Origin of the sequence: Megamonas sp. Calf98-2, assembly GCF_900110235.1 — a bacterium.
GTDB lineage: Bacteria > Bacillota > Negativicutes > Selenomonadales > Selenomonadaceae > Megamonas > Megamonas funiformis.
In genome coordinates this window covers 45805-64452 of the sequence record NZ_FOCY01000011.1, presented here as the reverse complement: position 1 = coordinate 64452, position 18648 = coordinate 45805, and the positions used below count along the sequence as shown (strand labels likewise).

The 18648-nt window shown below is 31.7% G+C and carries 18 protein-coding genes; 2 read left to right on the top strand and 16 right to left on the bottom strand.

The features are described from left to right. The coding region (gene tnpA / locus BMX03_RS04825; RefSeq protein WP_143052068.1) for an IS200/IS605 family transposase at positions 1–193 on the bottom strand (193 nt) is incomplete at its 3' end. A 115-nt stretch (positions 194–308) separates the two neighbouring features. Here tnpA and BMX03_RS04820 point away from each other — a divergent pair. Beyond that, complete coding sequence (locus BMX03_RS04820; RefSeq protein WP_255361413.1) at positions 309–578, top strand: DeoR/GlpR family DNA-binding transcription regulator; 270 nt, start codon at positions 309–311, stop codon at positions 576–578. 87 nt (positions 579–665) lie between these two features. Next, entirely contained in the window at positions 666–1070 is a 405-nt protein-coding gene (locus BMX03_RS04815) for a hypothetical protein (protein WP_091694139.1), read from the top strand. A 61-nt stretch (positions 1071–1131) separates the two neighbouring features. Here the strand turns inward: BMX03_RS04815 and BMX03_RS04810 are convergent, their stop codons facing one another. The 15 genes from BMX03_RS04810 to BMX03_RS04740 all read right to left on the bottom strand — a co-directional run bounded on the left by BMX03_RS04810 (position 1132) and on the right by BMX03_RS04740 (position 18519). After that, positions 1132–2691 (bottom strand): DEAD/DEAH box helicase, encoded by a 1560-nt coding sequence (locus tag BMX03_RS04810; protein ID WP_033405531.1) that lies wholly within the window; start codon positions 2689–2691, stop codon positions 1132–1134. Positions 2692–2773: 82 nt separating this feature from the next. After that, the gene (locus tag BMX03_RS04805) at positions 2774–4015 is read right to left on the bottom strand and encodes a competence/damage-inducible protein A (RefSeq protein WP_015562542.1); all 1242 of its coding nucleotides are present in this window, start codon (positions 4013–4015) and stop codon (positions 2774–2776) included. Positions 4016–4041: 26 nt separating this feature from the next. Continuing rightward, on the bottom strand, positions 4042–5382 hold the full coding sequence (rimO, locus tag BMX03_RS04800) for a 30S ribosomal protein S12 methylthiotransferase RimO (RefSeq protein WP_015562543.1): 1341 nt from the start codon (positions 5380–5382) through the stop codon (positions 4042–4044). Between the two features lie 33 nt (positions 5383–5415). Then, on the bottom strand, positions 5416–6459 hold the full coding sequence (locus tag BMX03_RS04795; protein ID WP_075554637.1) for an ABC transporter substrate-binding protein: 1044 nt from the start codon (positions 6457–6459) through the stop codon (positions 5416–5418). A gap of 78 nt (positions 6460–6537) precedes the next feature. Beyond that, positions 6538–7581: a cell division protein FtsZ gene (gene ftsZ, locus BMX03_RS04790; RefSeq protein WP_050900420.1), complete on the bottom strand. Its 1044-nt coding sequence runs from the start codon at positions 7579–7581 to the stop codon at positions 6538–6540. 347 nt (positions 7582–7928) lie between these two features. Next, complete coding sequence (locus BMX03_RS04785; protein WP_022227971.1) at positions 7929–8270, bottom strand: small basic family protein; 342 nt, start codon at positions 8268–8270, stop codon at positions 7929–7931. A gap of 20 nt (positions 8271–8290) precedes the next feature. Next, complete coding sequence (locus BMX03_RS04780; protein WP_018999195.1) at positions 8291–8968, bottom strand: DUF881 domain-containing protein; 678 nt, start codon at positions 8966–8968, stop codon at positions 8291–8293. Between the two features lie 9 nt (positions 8969–8977). After that, positions 8978–9604, bottom strand: coding sequence for a cell division protein FtsQ/DivIB (locus tag BMX03_RS04775; RefSeq protein ID WP_255361412.1), 627 nt, complete (start codon positions 9602–9604; stop codon positions 8978–8980). A 124-nt stretch (positions 9605–9728) separates the two neighbouring features. Beyond that, positions 9729–10664: a D-alanine--D-alanine ligase family protein gene (locus tag BMX03_RS04770; protein WP_075554639.1), complete on the bottom strand. Its 936-nt coding sequence runs from the start codon at positions 10662–10664 to the stop codon at positions 9729–9731. A gap of 16 nt (positions 10665–10680) precedes the next feature. After that, positions 10681–12048 carry a UDP-N-acetylmuramate--L-alanine ligase gene (gene murC, locus BMX03_RS04765; RefSeq protein WP_008538355.1) on the bottom strand — a complete coding sequence of 456 codons (1368 nt, stop codon included), beginning with the start codon at positions 12046–12048 and terminating at the stop codon, positions 10681–10683. A gap of 22 nt (positions 12049–12070) precedes the next feature. After that, positions 12071–13189, bottom strand: a complete 1119-nt coding sequence (gene murG, locus BMX03_RS04760; RefSeq protein ID WP_022227968.1) for an undecaprenyldiphospho-muramoylpentapeptide beta-N-acetylglucosaminyltransferase — start codon at positions 13187–13189, stop codon at positions 12071–12073. Between the two features lie 28 nt (positions 13190–13217). Next, positions 13218–14582, bottom strand: coding sequence for a UDP-N-acetylmuramoyl-L-alanine--D-glutamate ligase (gene murD / locus BMX03_RS04755; RefSeq protein WP_091694136.1), 1365 nt, complete (start codon positions 14580–14582; stop codon positions 13218–13220). Positions 14583–14673: 91 nt separating this feature from the next. Then, entirely contained in the window at positions 14674–15648 is a 975-nt protein-coding gene (gene mraY, locus BMX03_RS04750; protein ID WP_091694133.1) for a phospho-N-acetylmuramoyl-pentapeptide-transferase, read from the bottom strand. Then, positions 15645–17036, bottom strand: coding sequence for a UDP-N-acetylmuramoyl-tripeptide--D-alanyl-D-alanine ligase (murF, locus tag BMX03_RS04745; protein WP_022227785.1), 1392 nt, complete (start codon positions 17034–17036; stop codon positions 15645–15647). The genes mraY and murF overlap by 4 nt, the downstream gene beginning before the upstream one ends. Then, a complete protein-coding gene (locus BMX03_RS04740; protein WP_018999202.1) occupies positions 17029–18519 on the bottom strand; it encodes a UDP-N-acetylmuramoyl-L-alanyl-D-glutamate--2,6-diaminopimelate ligase in 1491 nt (496 codons plus the stop codon). The genes murF and BMX03_RS04740 overlap by 8 nt, the downstream gene beginning before the upstream one ends. Between the last annotated feature and the right edge of the window lie 129 nt (positions 18520–18648).

Sequence of the window (18648 nt, the reverse complement as noted above, 5' to 3'; positions counted from 1 at the left end):
AAAGCAAATGAACATGGTCTGGCATTACTTCCATCTCGATTAAATCGACGTGAAGCTCCTGACAAATATTATTAATCAACTCCTTTAATCGTTCATCAACACCATTGTTCAACACTTTTCTACGATATTTAGGACAAAATACTACATGATATTTACAAGAATATACTATATTATTATTTGATTTATATTTCATAAAAGTATTATATAACTATTAAAAATATAATACAATAAAAAACAATGATATCGAATCATTGTTTTTTAGCGAGCTTATGTCTCCATAAATAAATTTAGGGGCTTTACGCTCGCATTTGGTAAATTTCTTTTTCATTGGCACTGATGGCTATTCTTCAAAGATAGGTTTTACTAATAAAGACCAAATGAGAGCTCAAGCTGTGCGTGATATGGCTCTCCAAGCAGAATATGTAATCGTTTTGACTGAAAGTGAAAAATTTTCTAAGCATAGCGTTGTTCCTTTAAATTTAAAAGATAGTGTAAAAATAGTAATAACAGATAATCATATTACAGATATCATTAAAGCTGAGCTAGAAAGTAAACATATTCAAGTTATAATTTCTTAAAATCTCTACTAAATTTAACAAAAACCAACCACATTCAGATTATATGATATAATTAATTTATTATGATTATGAAGGTGGTTATTTTATATGGGACAAATTTCTATTAATTTAACTGATAATGATAAATTAGCTCTAAAAAAAGAAGCTAAAAAACAAAAGAAATCCCTATCTGAATTTTGTCGTGAACGCATTTTAAATCCTCATAAACAGATACCTTCTGAAAAATCTACTGAATTTATTCACAGTGCAGATATAGATAAGAAATTAACAACATTAAATAAAAATCTTATAGTTTTATTCAATGAAATAAAAGCACTTCAACAAAATCAATTAGAAATACGTAAACAAGTTTATTATAATTCCTCTTATCTTTATTTCCTAACTCATGAATTATTTGCAGATAATCCAGAAATCGCTCATAAAATTGATGAAAAAATAAAAAACTTAAATTTCAATTATGATAATTCTTCAACAGACAAAAATATAAAATAAAACAAAAATAGCATTATCCCTAAAGATAATGCTATTTTTATTATAAATGCTCTATTTATTTTTATTTACCTTTTGCAGGTTCAATATTTAATTTATAGCCTTTAATAGTATTTCTATGCATTACAGATATTACTTTTTCAGCTATATCTTTTGGCACTTCCACAAAAGTAAATTTGTCATAAATATTGATTACACCAATTATGCTACCTGGAATATCAACTTCTGAAGCAAATGTGCGCACGATATCTTGTGGACGAATACCTTGTTTACGACCAATATTTAAGAATAAACGTACCATACCAGGTGCTCCACCTGTATTTTCAAAACGTTCATCTAAAACCTTATCGTCTTTTTCTTTCACGCCTTCAATAGAAAGCTGTAACGCTGCTGCTGCGATATCTACATAATCAAAACCTTCATTAGCAATATCAGAAATAATTAAATGATAATCTGCATACGTATTATTATTTAATGTTTTCAACAAACGTTCTTTGATTGCTTCTCTTTGACGTTCAATAACATCAGCAGGTGTTGGAAGCTCTCCTCGTATCATGCGAGATTTTGTCATGCGTTCAATTAATTTTAATTGACGATATTCTTTTGGCTCAATGAATGTAACAGCGATACCTGTACGACCAGCACGACCTGTACGACCGATACGATGTACATAAGATTCATGGTCTTGTGGAATATCAAAATTGATTACATGACTGATATCATCTATATCAATACCACGAGCAGCCACATCTGTTGCAATTAAAATTTCAAGTTTTCCTTCACGGAAACGACGCATAACACGGTCGCGCTGTGCTTGGCTCATATCACCATGTAAGCTACCAGCCATATAACCACGAACTTGTAGTGAAGCTTGAAGGTCATCAACATTTTTCTTTGTACGACAGAAAATAATATATTTACCACTATCTTCTATATCAAGTACACGACAAAGACCTTCGAATTTATCACGAGTTTCAAAATATAATTGGTCAACTGATGGCACTGTAAGTTGTTCACGACTGATCATTACTTTTTGCGGATTATGCATATAGCTACGTGCTAATTTTTCAATTGGTGCTGGCATTGTAGCAGAGAATAATAAAGTCTGACGATTTTCACCTTGTGCCACATTTGACATGATTTCTTCAATATCTTCAATAAAGCCCATATCGAGCATTTCATCAGCTTCATCTAAAATGAGCATTTTTACATGGTCAAGTTTTATAGTATTGCGACGAATATGGTCGATGAGTCTACCTGGAGTACCTACTACTACTTTAACCCCAAAGCGAAGAGCTCTAATTTGACGATCTATCATTTGACCGCCATATACAGGTAAAGTTTTCACGCGTTTGTATTTACCAATTTTATTAAATTCTTCTGCAATCTGAATAGCAAGCTCACGTGTTGGAGTCAATACTAAAGCTTGAATGTATTTATTTTTTTCATCAATTTGTTCAATAGTTGGAATACCAAACGCTGCTGTTTTGCCTGTACCAGTTTGGGCTTGTCCTATAACATCATGACCTTCTAACGCTAAAGGTATAGTCTGTGCTTGAATTGGAGATGGTTCTTCAAATCCCATATCACGAACAGCATTTAATACCTTTTTACTTAATTGCATATCTTCAAATTTAATAATTTTTTCTTCCAAAAAATAGTCCTCCTATTTACTTTATTTCTTCATATCAAAGAAATATAATCCATTATTTATTCTTAATATATTGTCTTATCATTTCTAATGCTTGCTGAGTAGAGCGATATCTTACACGTGCTCTATCACCAGAAAAAACATTTTCTTTTACTACTGTATTATCTTTACCAGCTACAGCAATATAAACTAAACCTACAGGCTTTTTATCTGTTCCTCCAGTAGGACCTGCTATACCAGTTATACCTACACCAATATCAGAACCTACAGCTTTTCTTACACCTTCAGCCATTTGTTTAGCTACTTCTGGTGATACTGCACCCTTTGTATCTAAAATTTCTTTATCTACATCAAGGAATTTCATCTTAGCCTCATTGCTATAAGTTACAATACTGCCTTTAATATACATAGAACTTCCTGAAATAGATGTCAATCTACTAGCTAGCATTCCACCAGTACAGGATTCAGCACAAGCTACAGTCAAGCAATTATCTTTCAATAATTTAGCTACGACTTCTTCCATATTCTCATCATCAACAGCATAAATATATTCACCAACACGAGCTTTTACTTGAGCTTCTACTACTTCAATCATTTTTTCTGCTTCACTATGAGTTGATGCTTTAGCTGTGATGCGAATAATTACGCCTTCTGGTCGAATGAGTAATGCTAAAGTTGGATTAGATTGTGCTAAAATCAAATCTTTTATCTTTGTTTCTAATAAAGACTCACCTATACCACAAGTGTTTAATACTTTAGATACAATCACATATTTAAAGCCAAATTTTCTTTGTAAAAATGGCTTTAAACTACGTTCAAACATATCTTTCATTTCACTTGGTGGACCTGGTAAATTAATTAAATATTTACCATTATTTTCTAAGACAACACCAGAAGCTATGCCATTATAATTTAAAAATACTTCAGCACCTTCTGGAAGTGTTACTTGACGCAAATTATTTTCAGTCCAAACAACATGTCTTTGAGCAAAATGTTCATCCATGCGTCGTTTACTTTCAGCATGAATTTTTAATTTACGTCCAAAGATTTCTGCTGATACTTCTTTTGTTATATCGCCTTGTGTTGGTCCCAAACCACCAGAAGTTATGACGATATCTGCTCTAGATAATGCATGCTCTAACACTGCTTTCATGCGATCATGATTATCACCAACAGTTGTTTGATATACTACATCAAAACCTAATTCATTAAGACGAGCTGACATATAAGCTACATTTGTATTGATTACTTGACCTAATAACAATTCACTACCTGTAGTTACGATTTCTACTATCATCTAAAACTCATCTCCAATTAAATTATTTACGCGTCTACGCGTTCACCCACTACATCATAATCAAAGCCTTGTAAAATTCTAACTTTAACAATATCGCCTGGCTGACTGATATCATCACCTTCGATAAATACTTGACCATCTACATCTGGAGCTTCACGATAAGAACGACCATATGCCATATGTTGTTCATCATCGCGACCTTCAATCAATACATCAAGGACTTTACCTTCCATTTCAATATTGATAGTTTCAGAAATTTTACTTTGAAGACTCATTAAATCATGATAGCGTTCCTGCATGATATTTTCATCAACTTGATTTGGCATATCATAAGCAGGTGTTCCTTCTTCACGAGAATAAGAGAAAATACCTACTTTATCAAAACGCTGTTTTTCTACAAAATTACGAAGTGTAGTATATTGAGAATCTGTTTCTCCAGGGAAACCAACAATAAAGCTAGAACGAATTACAACACCTGGAATACGTTCACGCAATTTAGCTAATAATGCTTCTACACTTTCTTTTGTATCACTGCGACGCATACGTTTTAATACATCATTATGAGCATGTTGTAATGGTAAATCTACATAATTACAGATTTTATCTTCACTAGCAATCAAATCGATTAATTCATCTGTAAATGTATGTGGATAAGCGTATTGTATACGCAACCATTTTACTTTCTCAATTTTAACTAATTCTTTTAATAATTCCACTAAAGATGGTTTTCCATAGATATCTCTACCATAATAAGTTGTATCTTGCGCAATAATATTAAATTCTTTTACACCTTTTTCAGCTAAAGCTTCAACTTCTTGCTTGATATCCTCAATAGTACGGCTACGATAATTACCACGTACATATGGAATAGCACAATATGCACAACGATGATTACAGCCTTCGGCAATTTTAATATATGCACTATAAAATGGAGTAGTAAAAATACGTGGTGTTAAAGCAGTGTAAATTTCTTTAGATTCACCTGTAATCAATACACGTTTTCTTTCTTGAATAGTAGCTTCAACAGCTTCCATAATACGGCTCCATGCACCAGTGCCAACGATAGCATCTACTTCTGGAAATTCTTCTAATAATTCCTGACCATAACGCTGACCCATACAACCGGCAATAATCAAAGAACGACATTTTCCTTTGCCTTCTTGTTTATATTCTGCCATATTTAAAATAGTTGTGATAGATTCTTCTTTAGCAGATTGAATAAAAGTACATGTATTTACAATTAAAATATCTGCCTTTGCTGGTTCAGCTGTGATCTCAATATTATTTTTGGCTAAAATACCTAGCATAACTTCTGTATCTACTAGATTTTTAGAACAACCTAAACTTATAAAACCGGCTTTTAACATAATTTCTCCTCCTGAGTTTAAACTCCAATTACTTTAATTTTTTAAACGCACATTTGTTACCCATTCATCTAAAATAGCTTTTTTGGCATTTTCATCAAAAATATTATTCTTTTCTAAAAATCTTATATTTTTCCCTGCAAATTCTTTATAAGTTAAAGATGTGTAATTTGTTGGTACATAATAATAACGATTTTTTTGTAAACTGATTTGAATATCATCACCTAATAACCATTTGATAAAATTATTTGCCTCTACTTGTTGATTACTATCTTTAACAATGCCTACAGCTGTCAATTGGTATGCAGTCCCGTCTTTTGGATAAATGATGCTTATAGGATAATTATCATTTATATATCGCAACGTTTCACTTTGTACTGCTATAGCAACATCAGCCTCTCCCATACCAACCATACGCACTGGAGTGGATAAATATTTAGCATAACGCACTACTTTAGCATGAATTTGTTGCATCAACAATATAGTATTATCTATATTTTTATCTTGACTTAACGAATACAATACATTTGCAGCAGCTGAAGCCACCATAAAATCTGTCATAGCTATTTTTATATTATTATTCTGTGCTAAATCATTCCAAGTCAAAGGAATTTGCCAATTATTTTTCACATAATCTAAATTATAACAAAAAACAATAGGGTCATACCATACACCAATCCAAGAATTATTATTATCTTTAAATCGCTCTTTTACAATATCTTCTTCTTCAGATATATTGCTTGTTAATGCATTTAAACTTTTTAATTCTTCTAAAACTGTTGAATCTGCTAAGACCATATCAACATCTTTTATATTATTATGTTGAAAATTATTTATTAAATCCTCTTTTGCTATAGGAATAAAATTAACTTGAATATTAGCATCTTTTTGATATTCACTAGCAATAATCGAAGCCATCTCTACAGGAATTGTAGTATATACTGTTAAAGTTTTAGTTACAGGTATAAATTTATTGGCTTGTTCTTTTTTGCCAACACTTTGTGTTGTATAAAGTAAAGTCGCTAATACCATAAATACAATACATAACCCAATTATCAATAAAGGTATATATCGTCGCATACTTTCACTTCCTGTTGAAATTATTTCTTTGTTGAGCAAAAAACAGGCAATCAATGTCATGATTGCCTGTTAATAACCTTATTTACTACTATGTCTCATCCATGGTGGAAGATCTGGGAAGCCCATTCCCACTTCTTCTACTGCTGGCTGTTTTGGTACTGAAGGAAATTCAGGTACACCTTCATCAGCATTTTCGTCAAATCCTGTAGCTATAACAGTTATTCTTACAGTATCATCAAGAGTTTCATCTATTGCTGTACCAAAAATAATATTTGCATCTTCATGAGCAGCTTCAGAGATAATTCTTGAAGCTTCATTTACTTGTGCTAAGCCTAAATTTGGACCACCAGTAATATTATATAACACACCTTTTGCGCCCTGAATGGAAGTTTCTAACAATGGGCTATTTACTGCAATTTTAGCTGCATCAATAGCTGCATTATCACCTTGACCTTCACCTATACCCATGAGTGCAGAACCTGCGTTACTCATAATTGTTTTTACATCAGCAAAGTCAAGATTGATAAGACCTGGAACAGCAATCAAGTCGGAAATACCTTGTACACCTTGACGAAGAACATCGTCTGCTATACGGAAAGCGTCTACCATTGAAGTTTTCTTATCAATAATATCCAACAATCTATCATTTGGAATTGTAATCAAAGTATCTACATTTGCTTTTAAATTTGCAATACCAGCTTCTGCTTGTTTCAAACGTTTTTTACCTTCAAAAGTAAATGGTCTAGTAACTACACCTACAGTAAGAGCGCCAACTTCTCTAGCACATTCAGCTACAATTGGAGCACCACCTGTACCTGTACCACCGCCCATACCAGCAGTTACGAAAATCATATCTGCACCTTGTAATGCTTTTATGATATCATCGCGATTTTCTTGAGCAGCTTTTTCGCCAATCTCTGGTCTAGCACCCGCACCTAAACCACGAGTTAATTTTTCACCAATCTGCATGCGATTTTGTGCCATAGCATGTACTAATGCTTGTGCATCTGTATTTATCGCAATAAATTCTACTCCCTTTAAACCAGAAGCAATCATTCTATTTACGGCATTATTACCGCCACCACCAACACCAACTACTTTTATTTTCGCAATCGGCTCCATTTCTTGTTCCTGATCAAACTCAAACACCACTGTAACCCCCAGTTCTCTATTCTCATAAGCTTTTTTTAATTTTAAATTAGTTCTACTAAAATTTTATATTTACAATCCTGTAATTTTATGTGTTAATTATTCTTTCAATTACTTATAAAATTAAAAAATATTACACTTAATAACTAATTATATAACAAAAAACATGTTTAGCCAATATCTTATTTGTTATTTTGTCAATAATTGCTTTATTAAAACCCTACCAATATATTCTAATATATAATAAAAAAGCTCTCAATACAACAGTTTAATAGCTTAAATATTTTATTTAACTATTATCTTGTATCAAGAGACTTATTTCATTTAGTAAATATATATGTTTTAACTACATCTAAATCCTGTAATAATTTAAAACCTAATGCTAATAAAATTACATAATATAAATCTAATCCTAAACTATCTCCAATAAACACAAATAATACAGCAATAATTACATTTGCAAAAAAAGTTATAATAAAAATATTGCCTTTAAATTTATCTCTGATTATTAATTTAATAGCACTACAAACAGATTCTATCCCAGCTAATATAGCCACTGAAAATAATTTATTATATTCTATAGGAATAACAACTGGCACTATGTATCCTATACTGCCACCTAATAAACCTGCTATCACACATAAAATAACTACATTTTTCATAAAAATCCCCTACATAAAACTCATTGAGATATAGCTGTTACATATTTAAATTCTGTTGCACCCTTATATGCAGGAATAACTATATTATTATCCTTTTTTATATCCACTTGTATTCCCCATACACTCAAAGTTTCAGCTACTCCACCACGCATTTTTATAGCATCTTCCATACTTTTGGCATTACCTATAGCCTTTATTACAAATGGAGCTGCTACTCTTGTGTTATTTACTGAAATAGTAGGACCTGCACAGCGAATTTCTGAAGTTGATATCAGTCTTTGATCATTCAATGAGATTGCTTCTGCCCCCGCAGCTCGTAATTCATTAATTACTTTTAAAATATCTTCATCATGAATTATATATAAATTCGTATTATCTGAATTTGATATGATTTTTTTGCTATCTTCAATAGATACTACTACACCTGGTCCTTTAACTGCTGTTGTTCCTGCTAAAAAATTTATCCTTTCAGGAAATTCTTTTCGCAAATTTCCATCTTCTTTCAATCTAACAATTTCTGCTTTTAATTCATCACGTTCTTGTTCCGTACGCAATAACATATCAGATAATTTTTCTATTCGTTGATATTGAGTAGATGTCTTCACATTCTCTTGAGCCGTCCTTACTTGAACAGATATCATAAATCCCAATAAAAAGCATATAAAAATTATCGAATAAAATTTTTTATCTCTAATCATTATTTAGCCTCATTGCTTTATTTTTAATACTGGTCGAGCATAACTAAAATCAATGTATTCAACTGGTATAGTTGTTGTCTTTACATCATAAAAAAATTCATTTGTTTTATTTGCTAAATCCTCTGGATCTTCTATATTACCTAAAATAATTTTTGTTCCTTTTAGGGTATAAGCTTCAATAGTATTTGCATCAGCAATATTTATTTGTATAATCTGTTGTAATACTTCTGGTTTTAAATAACCTAAATAGCTTAAAACCTTATTTACTACTTCATTTTCAACTTTATCACCAGTATATACATCATCTAAAGAAGTGCCTACTATCACTGGCTTTTGTATCTTTTTAGGATCTTTATATGTGTCAATTATCACACTATTTTTATCTAAATCAACATAACCATAACTGCAATTCATAACTGCAAGTGGTAATCTTTCTACAATTTCTATATTTAAACAGTTCGGAAAATCTCGCCAAACTTTAGCTGTATCTATGCGTAAATCATTTTGTAAATAATTTTGAATAACATCAGTTTGTACAGAAAAAATATTTATAGGTTCTGTTATTCGTGCAATTTGCAAAACATCTTCTCTAGGTAAATAAGAATTACCTGTAACTTTTACATAACCTATTTTCAATATAGGCGAGTTAATTATAAATATAATTGCTAGTATAGCAAAGAGGCCTATTAGGCCTCTTTTTAAATTTTTAGCTGCAATTAATCTTTTTGATTTAACTTGCTTTTTTGTCATAAATTATTCCTTATTTTTCTTCTATAGCCATCTGCAAAATCATTTCACATAATTCACCAAAAGAGATGCCTACATGATTTGCTGCATCTGGTACTAAAGATGTCTGTGTCATACCTGGAACTGAATTTATTTCCAATACATATGGAATATTTTCTTCACTGAGCATAACATCTACACGTACAACACCACGGCAATCAGCTACTGTACATGCATCAATACATAATTTTTGAATTTTAGCTGTTAATTCTTCGCTAAGTGGTGCTGGAATAATGTGGAAAGATTCACCTTTTGTATATTTGCTCTTATAATCATATCTACCAGAATTAGTAGTTATTTCGATAATTGGTAAAGCTTTCTTTTCTTTATTTCCATAAACAGGAATAGATAATTCTCTACCTTTGATGAATTCTTCAACTAAAATAGCATCATCATATTCAAAACATGCATCAATTGCTTTTTGTAAATCTTCTTTTTTCTCTACAATCTCTACTCCAATACTAGAGCCCTGAGATGCTGCTTTTACAACTACTGGCATAGAGAATTTACCAGCAATTTCTTCTACTAAATTTCTATCAGTATCTGTTTTACGATAAATGAGGCAATTTGGTGTAGAAATTCCTGTAGAACGGAAAAGATGTTTACTTGCTACTTTATCCATTGTTATCGCACTGGATAAAACGCTGCAACTTGTATATGGCATATCAATCATTTCAAGTACTGCTGCAATTCTGCCATCTTCACCATATTTACCATGAACAGCATTAAATACAATATCACAGCCACTTTTTTTGATATCTTCCACTAATGTTTTTGGCACAAATTCCATGCCTACTGCATTATAACCTTTTTCTTGTAAAGCATTTAAAATAGCTGTACCAGTTAATCTAGAAATTTCTGCTTCACTAGATGGACCACCCATCAAGACAACAATCTTTTTAAAATTCATTTTCTATTCCTCACAATTATAAACTTTGAGCTAAATTTTCACCAACAGTATAGATATTACCTGCACCCATAGTAATGATTAAATCTCCAGCTTGAATATTTTCTTTAAGCCATGGTGCAATATCTTCTAATTTTTCAATGTAAACAGCATCTACACCTGTCTGTTTTTTTACTTCATCTACAATAGTTTTACCTGAAATTCCTTCGATAGGGTCTTCACTTGCTGCATAAATATCAGTTAATACCAATACATCTGCACCTACAAAACAAGAACCAAATTCTTTTTGTAATAATTGTGTTCTGCTATAACGATGTGGCTGGAAAGCTACTATTAAACGTTTTGGATTTGTCTGTTTAGCAGCTTTTATAGTTGTTTGAATTTCAGTTGGATGATGTGCATAATCATCTACAATCCAAACATTTTCATTTCTAAATTTTGTTTGGAAACGACGTTTTGTACCAGAAAAAACCTTAAATCCTTCTGCTATTTCTTCTATGCTCAATCCCATATGATGACATACAGCAATTGTAGCTAATGCATTTAATACATTATGTTTGCCTGGAATATTAAGAGCTACATCTCCTAAAACTTCACCTTTATAAATAACAGTAAAGCTTGTATGTGGTCCATCTATTTTAATATCTTTTGCCATATAATCAGCATCATGATCCAAAGCATAAGAAATATATTTTCTATCCACTTTATCTGCTATATTTCTAATATTTTCATTATCAAAGCATAATACAGCAAGACCTGTTTCTTTATCTAAATTCTGTACAAATTGGATAAATGCTTTGATGATGTTTTCCATAGAACCATAATGATCCATATGGTCATCTTCAATATTAGTAACAACTGCAATTTTAGGATAGAATTTCAAGAAAGAGCCATCACTTTCATCAGCTTCAGCTACTAAATAATCGGATTTACCAAGTTTTGCATTGCCTTTTAAATAATCTACAAAACCGCCAATTAAAATTGTAGGGTCAACTTTTGCATGTTCTAAAACTACACTGATCATAGAAGATGTAGTTGTTTTTCCATGAGCACCTGCTACTGCTATTCCTTTAGCATCATTTAATAGATAAGCTAAGATATCAGAACGATGAAATAATTTTAAGCCTTTAGCTTTCGCAGCTACAAGTTCAGGATTATCTTGATGTATAGCAGAAGATAAAACTAATGCTTCTTTACCTTCTACATTCAAAGCATCATGACCTTTATAAATTGTAGCACCTTTTGCTTTTAAATGTTTTACTACTGCTGATTCACTTAAATCAGAACCAGATATTTCATATCCTTTGTCTAACATTACTTCAGCAATGGCACTCATACCTACGCCACCAATGCCAACAAAATGTAATTTTTTTATACCTTCAAGCACTTTTCAAGTACACCTCTCACAATCAATAATTTGTTTTTTTAGCCAAATCCACTACTATTTCAGCAATAGCTAAAGCAGCACTAGGTTTTCCCATATTACGGCTAGCTTCTACCATTTCTTGTAGACGATTTTCACTAGCAAGCATTTCTTCTAATACATTTATCAATTTTTCGCCTGTAAGTTCACGATTTAAGATAACTTTAGCAGCTCCATTTTTTTCTAATTCACGAGCATTAAATTCTTGATGATTTTCTGCTGCAAATGGATATGGTATTAATACCGCTGGTACACCTCTTGCTGTAAGCTCTGCTAAACTTGTAGCCCCAGCTCTAAAAACAGCTATGTCTGTAGCTGCTAATGCTTTTGGCATATCATACAAATATGGATAAACAGCTAAATTATCTGCTTTATCTAAATTAACACCTAAATCAGCCAAGCCATTTTTTACAAAATCATATTCATTTTTACCTGTAACATGCATAATCTGCACACGATAATTATTGGCAAAATGTTTATGAACTTCAAGCATAGCTTTATTAATGCTATGAGCACCACGACTTCCACCAGATACTAAAATTGTTTTTTTCGTAGTATCTAATGAGAATTCCATTAAACCTTCATTTCTTGTACTCAACAAAATGTCATCACGAATAGGATTACCTGTGAATACTACTTTATTTTCAGGAAAATAACTTAAAGCTCGTTTATATCCTACTGCTATTTTATCTACAAATCTTGCTAAAATTTTATTAGTAACACCTGGAATAGCATTTTGCTCTTGTATCAAAGCTGGTACTCCCATCAAACTTGCAGCCATCAAAATAGGTCCACATACATATCCACCTGTTCCAATAGCCACATCTGGTTTGAAATTTTTAACTATATTTCTAGCTTTTACCACAGCCTTAAACGCCTTACCTGCTACTACAAAATTTTTCATAGTCAAATGACGTTCAAAACCACTTATATCTAAGGTAACAAAAGGAATTTGTTCACGTGGAATAATATCAGCTTCCAAACCCTTTTTAGTACCTACATAGAGAAATTCTGCATTTGGCACTAATTTTTTTATATTATTTATCAATGTAATTGCTGGATAAATATGTCCTCCTGTGCCACCGCCAGATACAATTATCCTCATACTATTTTCTCACTTTCTCTATCTAAACTTATTTCAATTCATTAACTAAACGTTTAAAATCACGACCACGAGCTTCATAACCTTCATACATATCAAAACTTGCACATGCTGGTGATAATAATACTACTTGTGGAGCTTTGGCTATTTTATGAGCATAATTTACTGCTTCTTGCATAGAATATCCTGCTTCATAAATTTTATCTTCTGGATAATTATGTTTTAAAGCTTCTTCTTTAAAACGTTTTGTAGCATCGCCAACTAAAATTAAATTATCCACATGTTCATTTACTAAAGCATAAAATTCATCAAGTGGAGTATTTTTATCATCACCACCTGCTATCAAAATTATATGTGGGAATGTTGCAATTGCTTTATTGGCAGCTTCTGGATTTGTTGCCTTAGAGTCATTATAATAAGTTACTCCATCAATAGTTTTAACAGGTTCAATGCGATGTTCTACTGGAGCAAAGGCTTTCAAAGCTTCTGCCATTTTTATAGTATCGCCACCTGCTAAAAAGGCTAAACTTAAAGCTGCTAAAGCATTTTCTATATTATGGCTACCTTTGATTTGCATATCATCTACATTACAAATAACATGCATTAAACCTTTCCAACGAATAACAAGTTGATTATCTTTTACAAAAGCCCCTTCTTCTAATTCTTGGGAACTACTGAAAAAGCAGATTGTACTTTTTGCTCTATTTGCCATATCACGAGTATGTACATCATCATAATTTAAAACTAAGAAATTTTCTTCAGTATGATGAGCAAATACTTTTTCTTTTTCAGCTTGATAAACTTCCATAGTTTTATGACGAGCCAAATGGTCAGGAGTTACATTTAATATAGCTGCACCTTTTGTTGCAAAATCACTAGAAGCTTCCATCTGATAACTGGATATTTCTGCTACAATACAACCATTTTCGCCAATACGATAACATTCTTCACAAAGTGGTGTACCAATATTACCACCAACACCAACATTATCTTCACCATAAATAGTCTTCATTAATTCGCCTAAAAGCATAGTTGTTGTAGTCTTACCATTTGTACCTGTAACAGCAAAAATAGGAGCTTTAGCTAATTTATAAGCAAATTCTACCTCACTAATAATTTTTACTTTTTCAGCTACTTTTTCAAAAAGTGGTAAATGTCTTGGTACAGCTGGAGAAATAATCACTAAATCTGCACCTTCAAATAAAGCTTCTGTTTGTTTTCCTAAAACTACTTTTATATCTAAAGCAGTAAGCTCAGTTAAATCGTGCTTTTCACCTAGTTTTTCATTCGCATCACTTAAAATAACATCTGCTCCTAGTTTTTTAGCAAGTTTAGCTGCTGCAAAACCGCTAATGCCTGCACCGATTACAATAACCTTCTTATTGCTCAAATCCATTAAAAAAACCTCCTAAAATCTTTAAATTTATTTCTTTAATACGTAAGAAATAAATGAAAGAAACCTAGCTCTATCTAAATATTAATCAGTGTTAACTATAATGTAAAGTCAATAAAGCTAAAATACAAAAAACAAATTCAGCAAACCAAAAAGTCATAACTACACGAGTTTCTGACCAACCTTTTAATTCAAAATGATGATGAATTGGACTCATTAAAAATACGCGTTTACCTGTAGTTTTAAAAGATGTTACCTGAATGATTACAGATAAAGTTTCGATTACAAATAATCCACCTAAGATAATCAATAATAATTCTGTCTTTGTCAAAATTCCAAGACCAGCTAAAACACCACCTAAAGCAAGAGAACCAGTATCACCCATGAATACTTTTGCTGGATGGTAATTGAATTTCAAGAAGGCTACACATGCACCGAAACAAGCAAAACTATAAATCGCTAAATTTGCTTTATTGAAATATAAACAAACAGCAACAAAACCTAATGAAGCTACAGCCATAGCACCAGATGCTAAACCATCTAAACCATCAGTTAAATTTACAGCATTTGTAGTACCAATAAGCACACCAATTACTAAAACATAATAAAACCAACCAATATCATAAGTTTGTCCAATAAATGGTATCCAAACATCTTGAGTAAGTCCTGTATAATTTATACCAATATAAGTTACAATAATTGCAATAATAAATTGTCCTAGTAATTTTTGTTTAGCTTTTAAACCTAAATTACGTTTTAAAACAACTTTTATATAATCATCTAAAAATCCTAAAACAAAATGACCTAACATTACAAATAAAGCTAAAGCCACTTCTATAGTAAAATCTGCAAAAATTAAAGTTGCAATAGTAATACCACCAACAATCATAATACCGCCCATAGTTGGAGTTCCTGATTTTGCTTGATGACTTTTTGGCCCTTCTTCACGAATGCTTTGACCAAATTTTAATTTATGTAGTTCCGGAATTAAAAATGGTCCTACTGCCAAAACTACAAGGGCAGCAGCTACTGCTGCCCATATCATATTTAAATTAAATGCTTCTATCATTTATATTCTTTCTCCAATAACTCAATTATTTTTTCCATATGCATACCATGAGAGCCCTTAAATAAAACAGTATCTTCTTTTTGTAATTTTTTTTTCAATACATCTACTGCTTCTTCATGACTTGCACATTCAAAAACTTTTGCTACCCCTGCTTTTTTTGCAGCTTCAGCTGTGAATTTTGTCAATGTGCCTCTAGTGATTACAATATCCACACCTAATTTACCAGCTAATAAACCAATATCTTCATGAGCTTTTTGTTCTACACTACCTAATTCAAACATATCACCCATTACTAAAATTTTACGTTTCTTAGCTACTTTAGTTAAATTTTCTAAAGCTGCTTTTGTAGACATTGGACTTGCATTATACGCATCATTTATTAAATTAAAATCAGCTAATCTTTTATATTCAAAACGCATAGCAGTTGGTTTAAATGTAGCTAATCCTTTTTGCATTTCCTCAACAGTAAGTCCACAAGCATATCCTACAGCCAAAGCAGCTAAACAATTATAAACATTGTGTATACCTATCATATTCAATGTAAAATGAGCTACTTTATCGCCAACAATTGCGTCAAATTCTGTTTTGCCATCATTTACAGTTTTGATATCAAAAGCCTTGATATCGCCTGCATGATTGATACCAAAATAAATTGCATGAGCTTTTGTCAATCTATTCATTTTAGAAACAAATTCATCATCAGCATTTAAAATGACATTTCCATTAATTTCAATAGCTTGTGCCATTTCACCTTTAGCCTTAGCTATATTTTCCATAGAGCCTAAAAGTTCCATATGAGTTTCGCCTACATTAGTGATTACACCCATTGTAGGTTTAGCGATATCAGTCAATTCTTTAATTTGACCTAATCCTCGCATACCCATTTCCACAACAGCTACATCATAACTTCCATCTAATTGCAATAAAGTCATAGGAAGTCCAATTTCATTATTAAAATTAGCTTGTGTTTTCAATACATTATATTTTCCTGATAATACAGCAGCTGTTAAATCTTTTGTAGTAGTTTTCCCATTAGAACCAGTTATTGCTATTACAGGAATATTGAATTTCTTGCGCCAAAAATGAGCTAAATCTTGATATGCTTTTAATGTATCATCTACAGCTAAAATATCTATATCAATATCTTCAATTAAGGAAATATCATAATCTTTATTTACAATAGCCCCAATTGCTCCTTTTTTAGCAGCATCAGCAATAAAATCATGTCCATCAAAATTTTCACCTTTTAAGGCAATAAATAACATTCCTTCTTCAATTTTTCTAGTATCAGTTGTTACACCGCCAAAAACTGAAGCTGAAGTCAATTTTTTTAAGATAGCATTTGTAGCTTGCATTACTTGTGTTAATGAAAATTGATAATTAGCCATTAATCTTCCCCCTAATTGCTTCAATAGCTACTTCTTTATCATCAAAATGAATAGTTCCTGTTTTCAAAATCTGATAATTTTCATGACCTTTACCCGCAATAAGTACGATATCATCTTTTTGCGCAAGTTCAATAGCTCTGAAAATAGCTGTTCTTCTATCTGTGATTTTTTCATGGAAATTGCCATGAAGGGCAGGAAGCACACCAGCTTCTACTTCAGATAAAATAAATTCTGGATCTTCTGTTCTTGGATTATCAGAAGTTGCTATTACCACATCAGCAAGCTGTGCTGCAATACGACCCATAATAGGACGTTTTGTTCTATCACGATCACCGCCACAACCAAATACTACAATCAAACGTTTTTTAGCGATTTCACGCGCTGTTTTTAAAACGTTTTCTAATCCATCTGGAGTATGTGCATAATCGACAATTACACTGAAATCTTGACCTTGACGTACAAGTTCAAAGCGTCCTGCTACAGCTTCAAATGCTTCAAGAGTTTCTTTGATTATATCAAAAGAAATTTTTTCAGCTAAAGCTACGCCAATTACACCTAAAATATTATAAACATTGAACATACCTGTAACTTTTAAATCAAAATGAACACAATCATCTTTGTATTTTACATCAAAAGAAGCACCAGATGCTTTTATTTCTACATTTTCAGCTTTTAATACAGCATCATTTTTAATACCATAAGTTATTAAATTGCATTTTGTATGCTCAATCATTGTTTTACTGCCAAGTTCATCATCTAAATTAATTACAGCATTTTTATTAGACTTCACTAAATTTGGTGCAGATAAACTATCAAATAATTTTGCCTTAGCTAGGGCATAATTTTCCATAGTTTTATGATAATCTAAATGGTCTTGAGTAAGATTTGTAAACATTGCAGTATCATATTCACAACCTGCAATACGATTCATATCTAAAGCATGTGAAGATACTTCCATAACTACATAATCGATATTTTGCTTATACATTTTATCTAAGATTTCTTGAAGGTCAATCACATCTGGTGTTGTATTATGAATTGGCATCTCTTCATCTTCAATCATGATTTTAATTGTGCCAATGACGCCCACTTTATATCCTGCTTTACGCAAAATATCGCGAAGCATATATGTGCTACTTGTTTTACCATTTGTTCCTGTAACACCAATCATACGCATTTTTTTACCTGGATAATCATAAAAATATGGTACAGCAAGTTCCATTGCTTCACGCATATTTGGCACTTTTATAACTGTAATATCTGCAGGAACTTCTACATCTTTTTCAGTCATAATCGCACAAGCTCCAGCTTCTATAGCTTGAGGAATAAATTTATTACCATCTACCCTAGTACCACAGATACATACGAATAAAGTGTTTTTTCTCACACGACGTGAATCATGAGTTATAAACTCAATTTCTTTATTCACATCTCCTTTTACTTCTACATTATTTAATACTGACACTAGTTGTTCAATGGTCATTGGAAACCCTCCTGAATTTGCTTTTTATATCTTTTAGCAATCTAAAATCAAACTATATTATAGCTCACTTATTTATATATGTATACTACAAAAAATTAAGCCATAAAATCTTAAAATAAAAATTTGTTT

What these genes read in the sequence shown, in the direction of transcription:
- BMX03_RS04795 (WP_075554637.1), bottom strand. Translation starts at nt 6,459, where the DNA reads ATGCGACGATATATACCTTTATTGATAATTGGGTTATGTATTGTATTT.
- BMX03_RS04770 (WP_075554639.1), bottom strand. Translation starts at nt 10,664, where the DNA reads ATGAATTTTAAAAAGATTGTTGTCTTGATGGGTGGTCCATCTAGTGAA.
- murG (WP_022227968.1), bottom strand. Translation starts at nt 13,189, where the DNA reads ATGAGGATAATTGTATCTGGCGGTGGCACAGGAGGACATATTTATCCA.
- murD (WP_091694136.1), bottom strand. Translation starts at nt 14,582, where the DNA reads ATGGATTTGAGCAATAAGAAGGTTATTGTAATCGGTGCAGGCATTAGC.
- BMX03_RS04815 (WP_091694139.1), top strand. Translation starts at nt 666, where the DNA reads ATGGGACAAATTTCTATTAATTTAACTGATAATGATAAATTAGCTCTA.
- murF (WP_022227785.1), bottom strand. Translation starts at nt 17,036, where the DNA reads ATGGCTAATTATCAATTTTCATTAACACAAGTAATGCAAGCTACAAAT.
- BMX03_RS04810 (WP_033405531.1), bottom strand. Translation starts at nt 2,691, where the DNA reads ATGCAATTAAGTAAAAAGGTATTAAATGCTGTTCGTGATATGGGATTT.
- rimO (WP_015562543.1), bottom strand. Translation starts at nt 5,382, where the DNA reads ATGTTAAAAGCCGGTTTTATAAGTTTAGGTTGTTCTAAAAATCTAGTA.
- ftsZ (WP_050900420.1), bottom strand. Translation starts at nt 7,581, where the DNA reads ATGGAGCCGATTGCGAAAATAAAAGTAGTTGGTGTTGGTGGTGGCGGT.
- BMX03_RS04740 (WP_018999202.1), bottom strand. Translation starts at nt 18,519, where the DNA reads ATGACCATTGAACAACTAGTGTCAGTATTAAATAATGTAGAAGTAAAA.
- BMX03_RS04805 (WP_015562542.1), bottom strand. Translation starts at nt 4,015, where the DNA reads ATGATAGTAGAAATCGTAACTACAGGTAGTGAATTGTTATTAGGTCAA.
- BMX03_RS04780 (WP_018999195.1), bottom strand. Translation starts at nt 8,968, where the DNA reads ATGATTAGAGATAAAAAATTTTATTCGATAATTTTTATATGCTTTTTA.
- mraY (WP_091694133.1), bottom strand. Translation starts at nt 15,648, where the DNA reads ATGATAGAAGCATTTAATTTAAATATGATATGGGCAGCAGTAGCTGCT.
- BMX03_RS04785 (WP_022227971.1), bottom strand. Translation starts at nt 8,270, where the DNA reads ATGAAAAATGTAGTTATTTTATGTGTGATAGCAGGTTTATTAGGTGGC.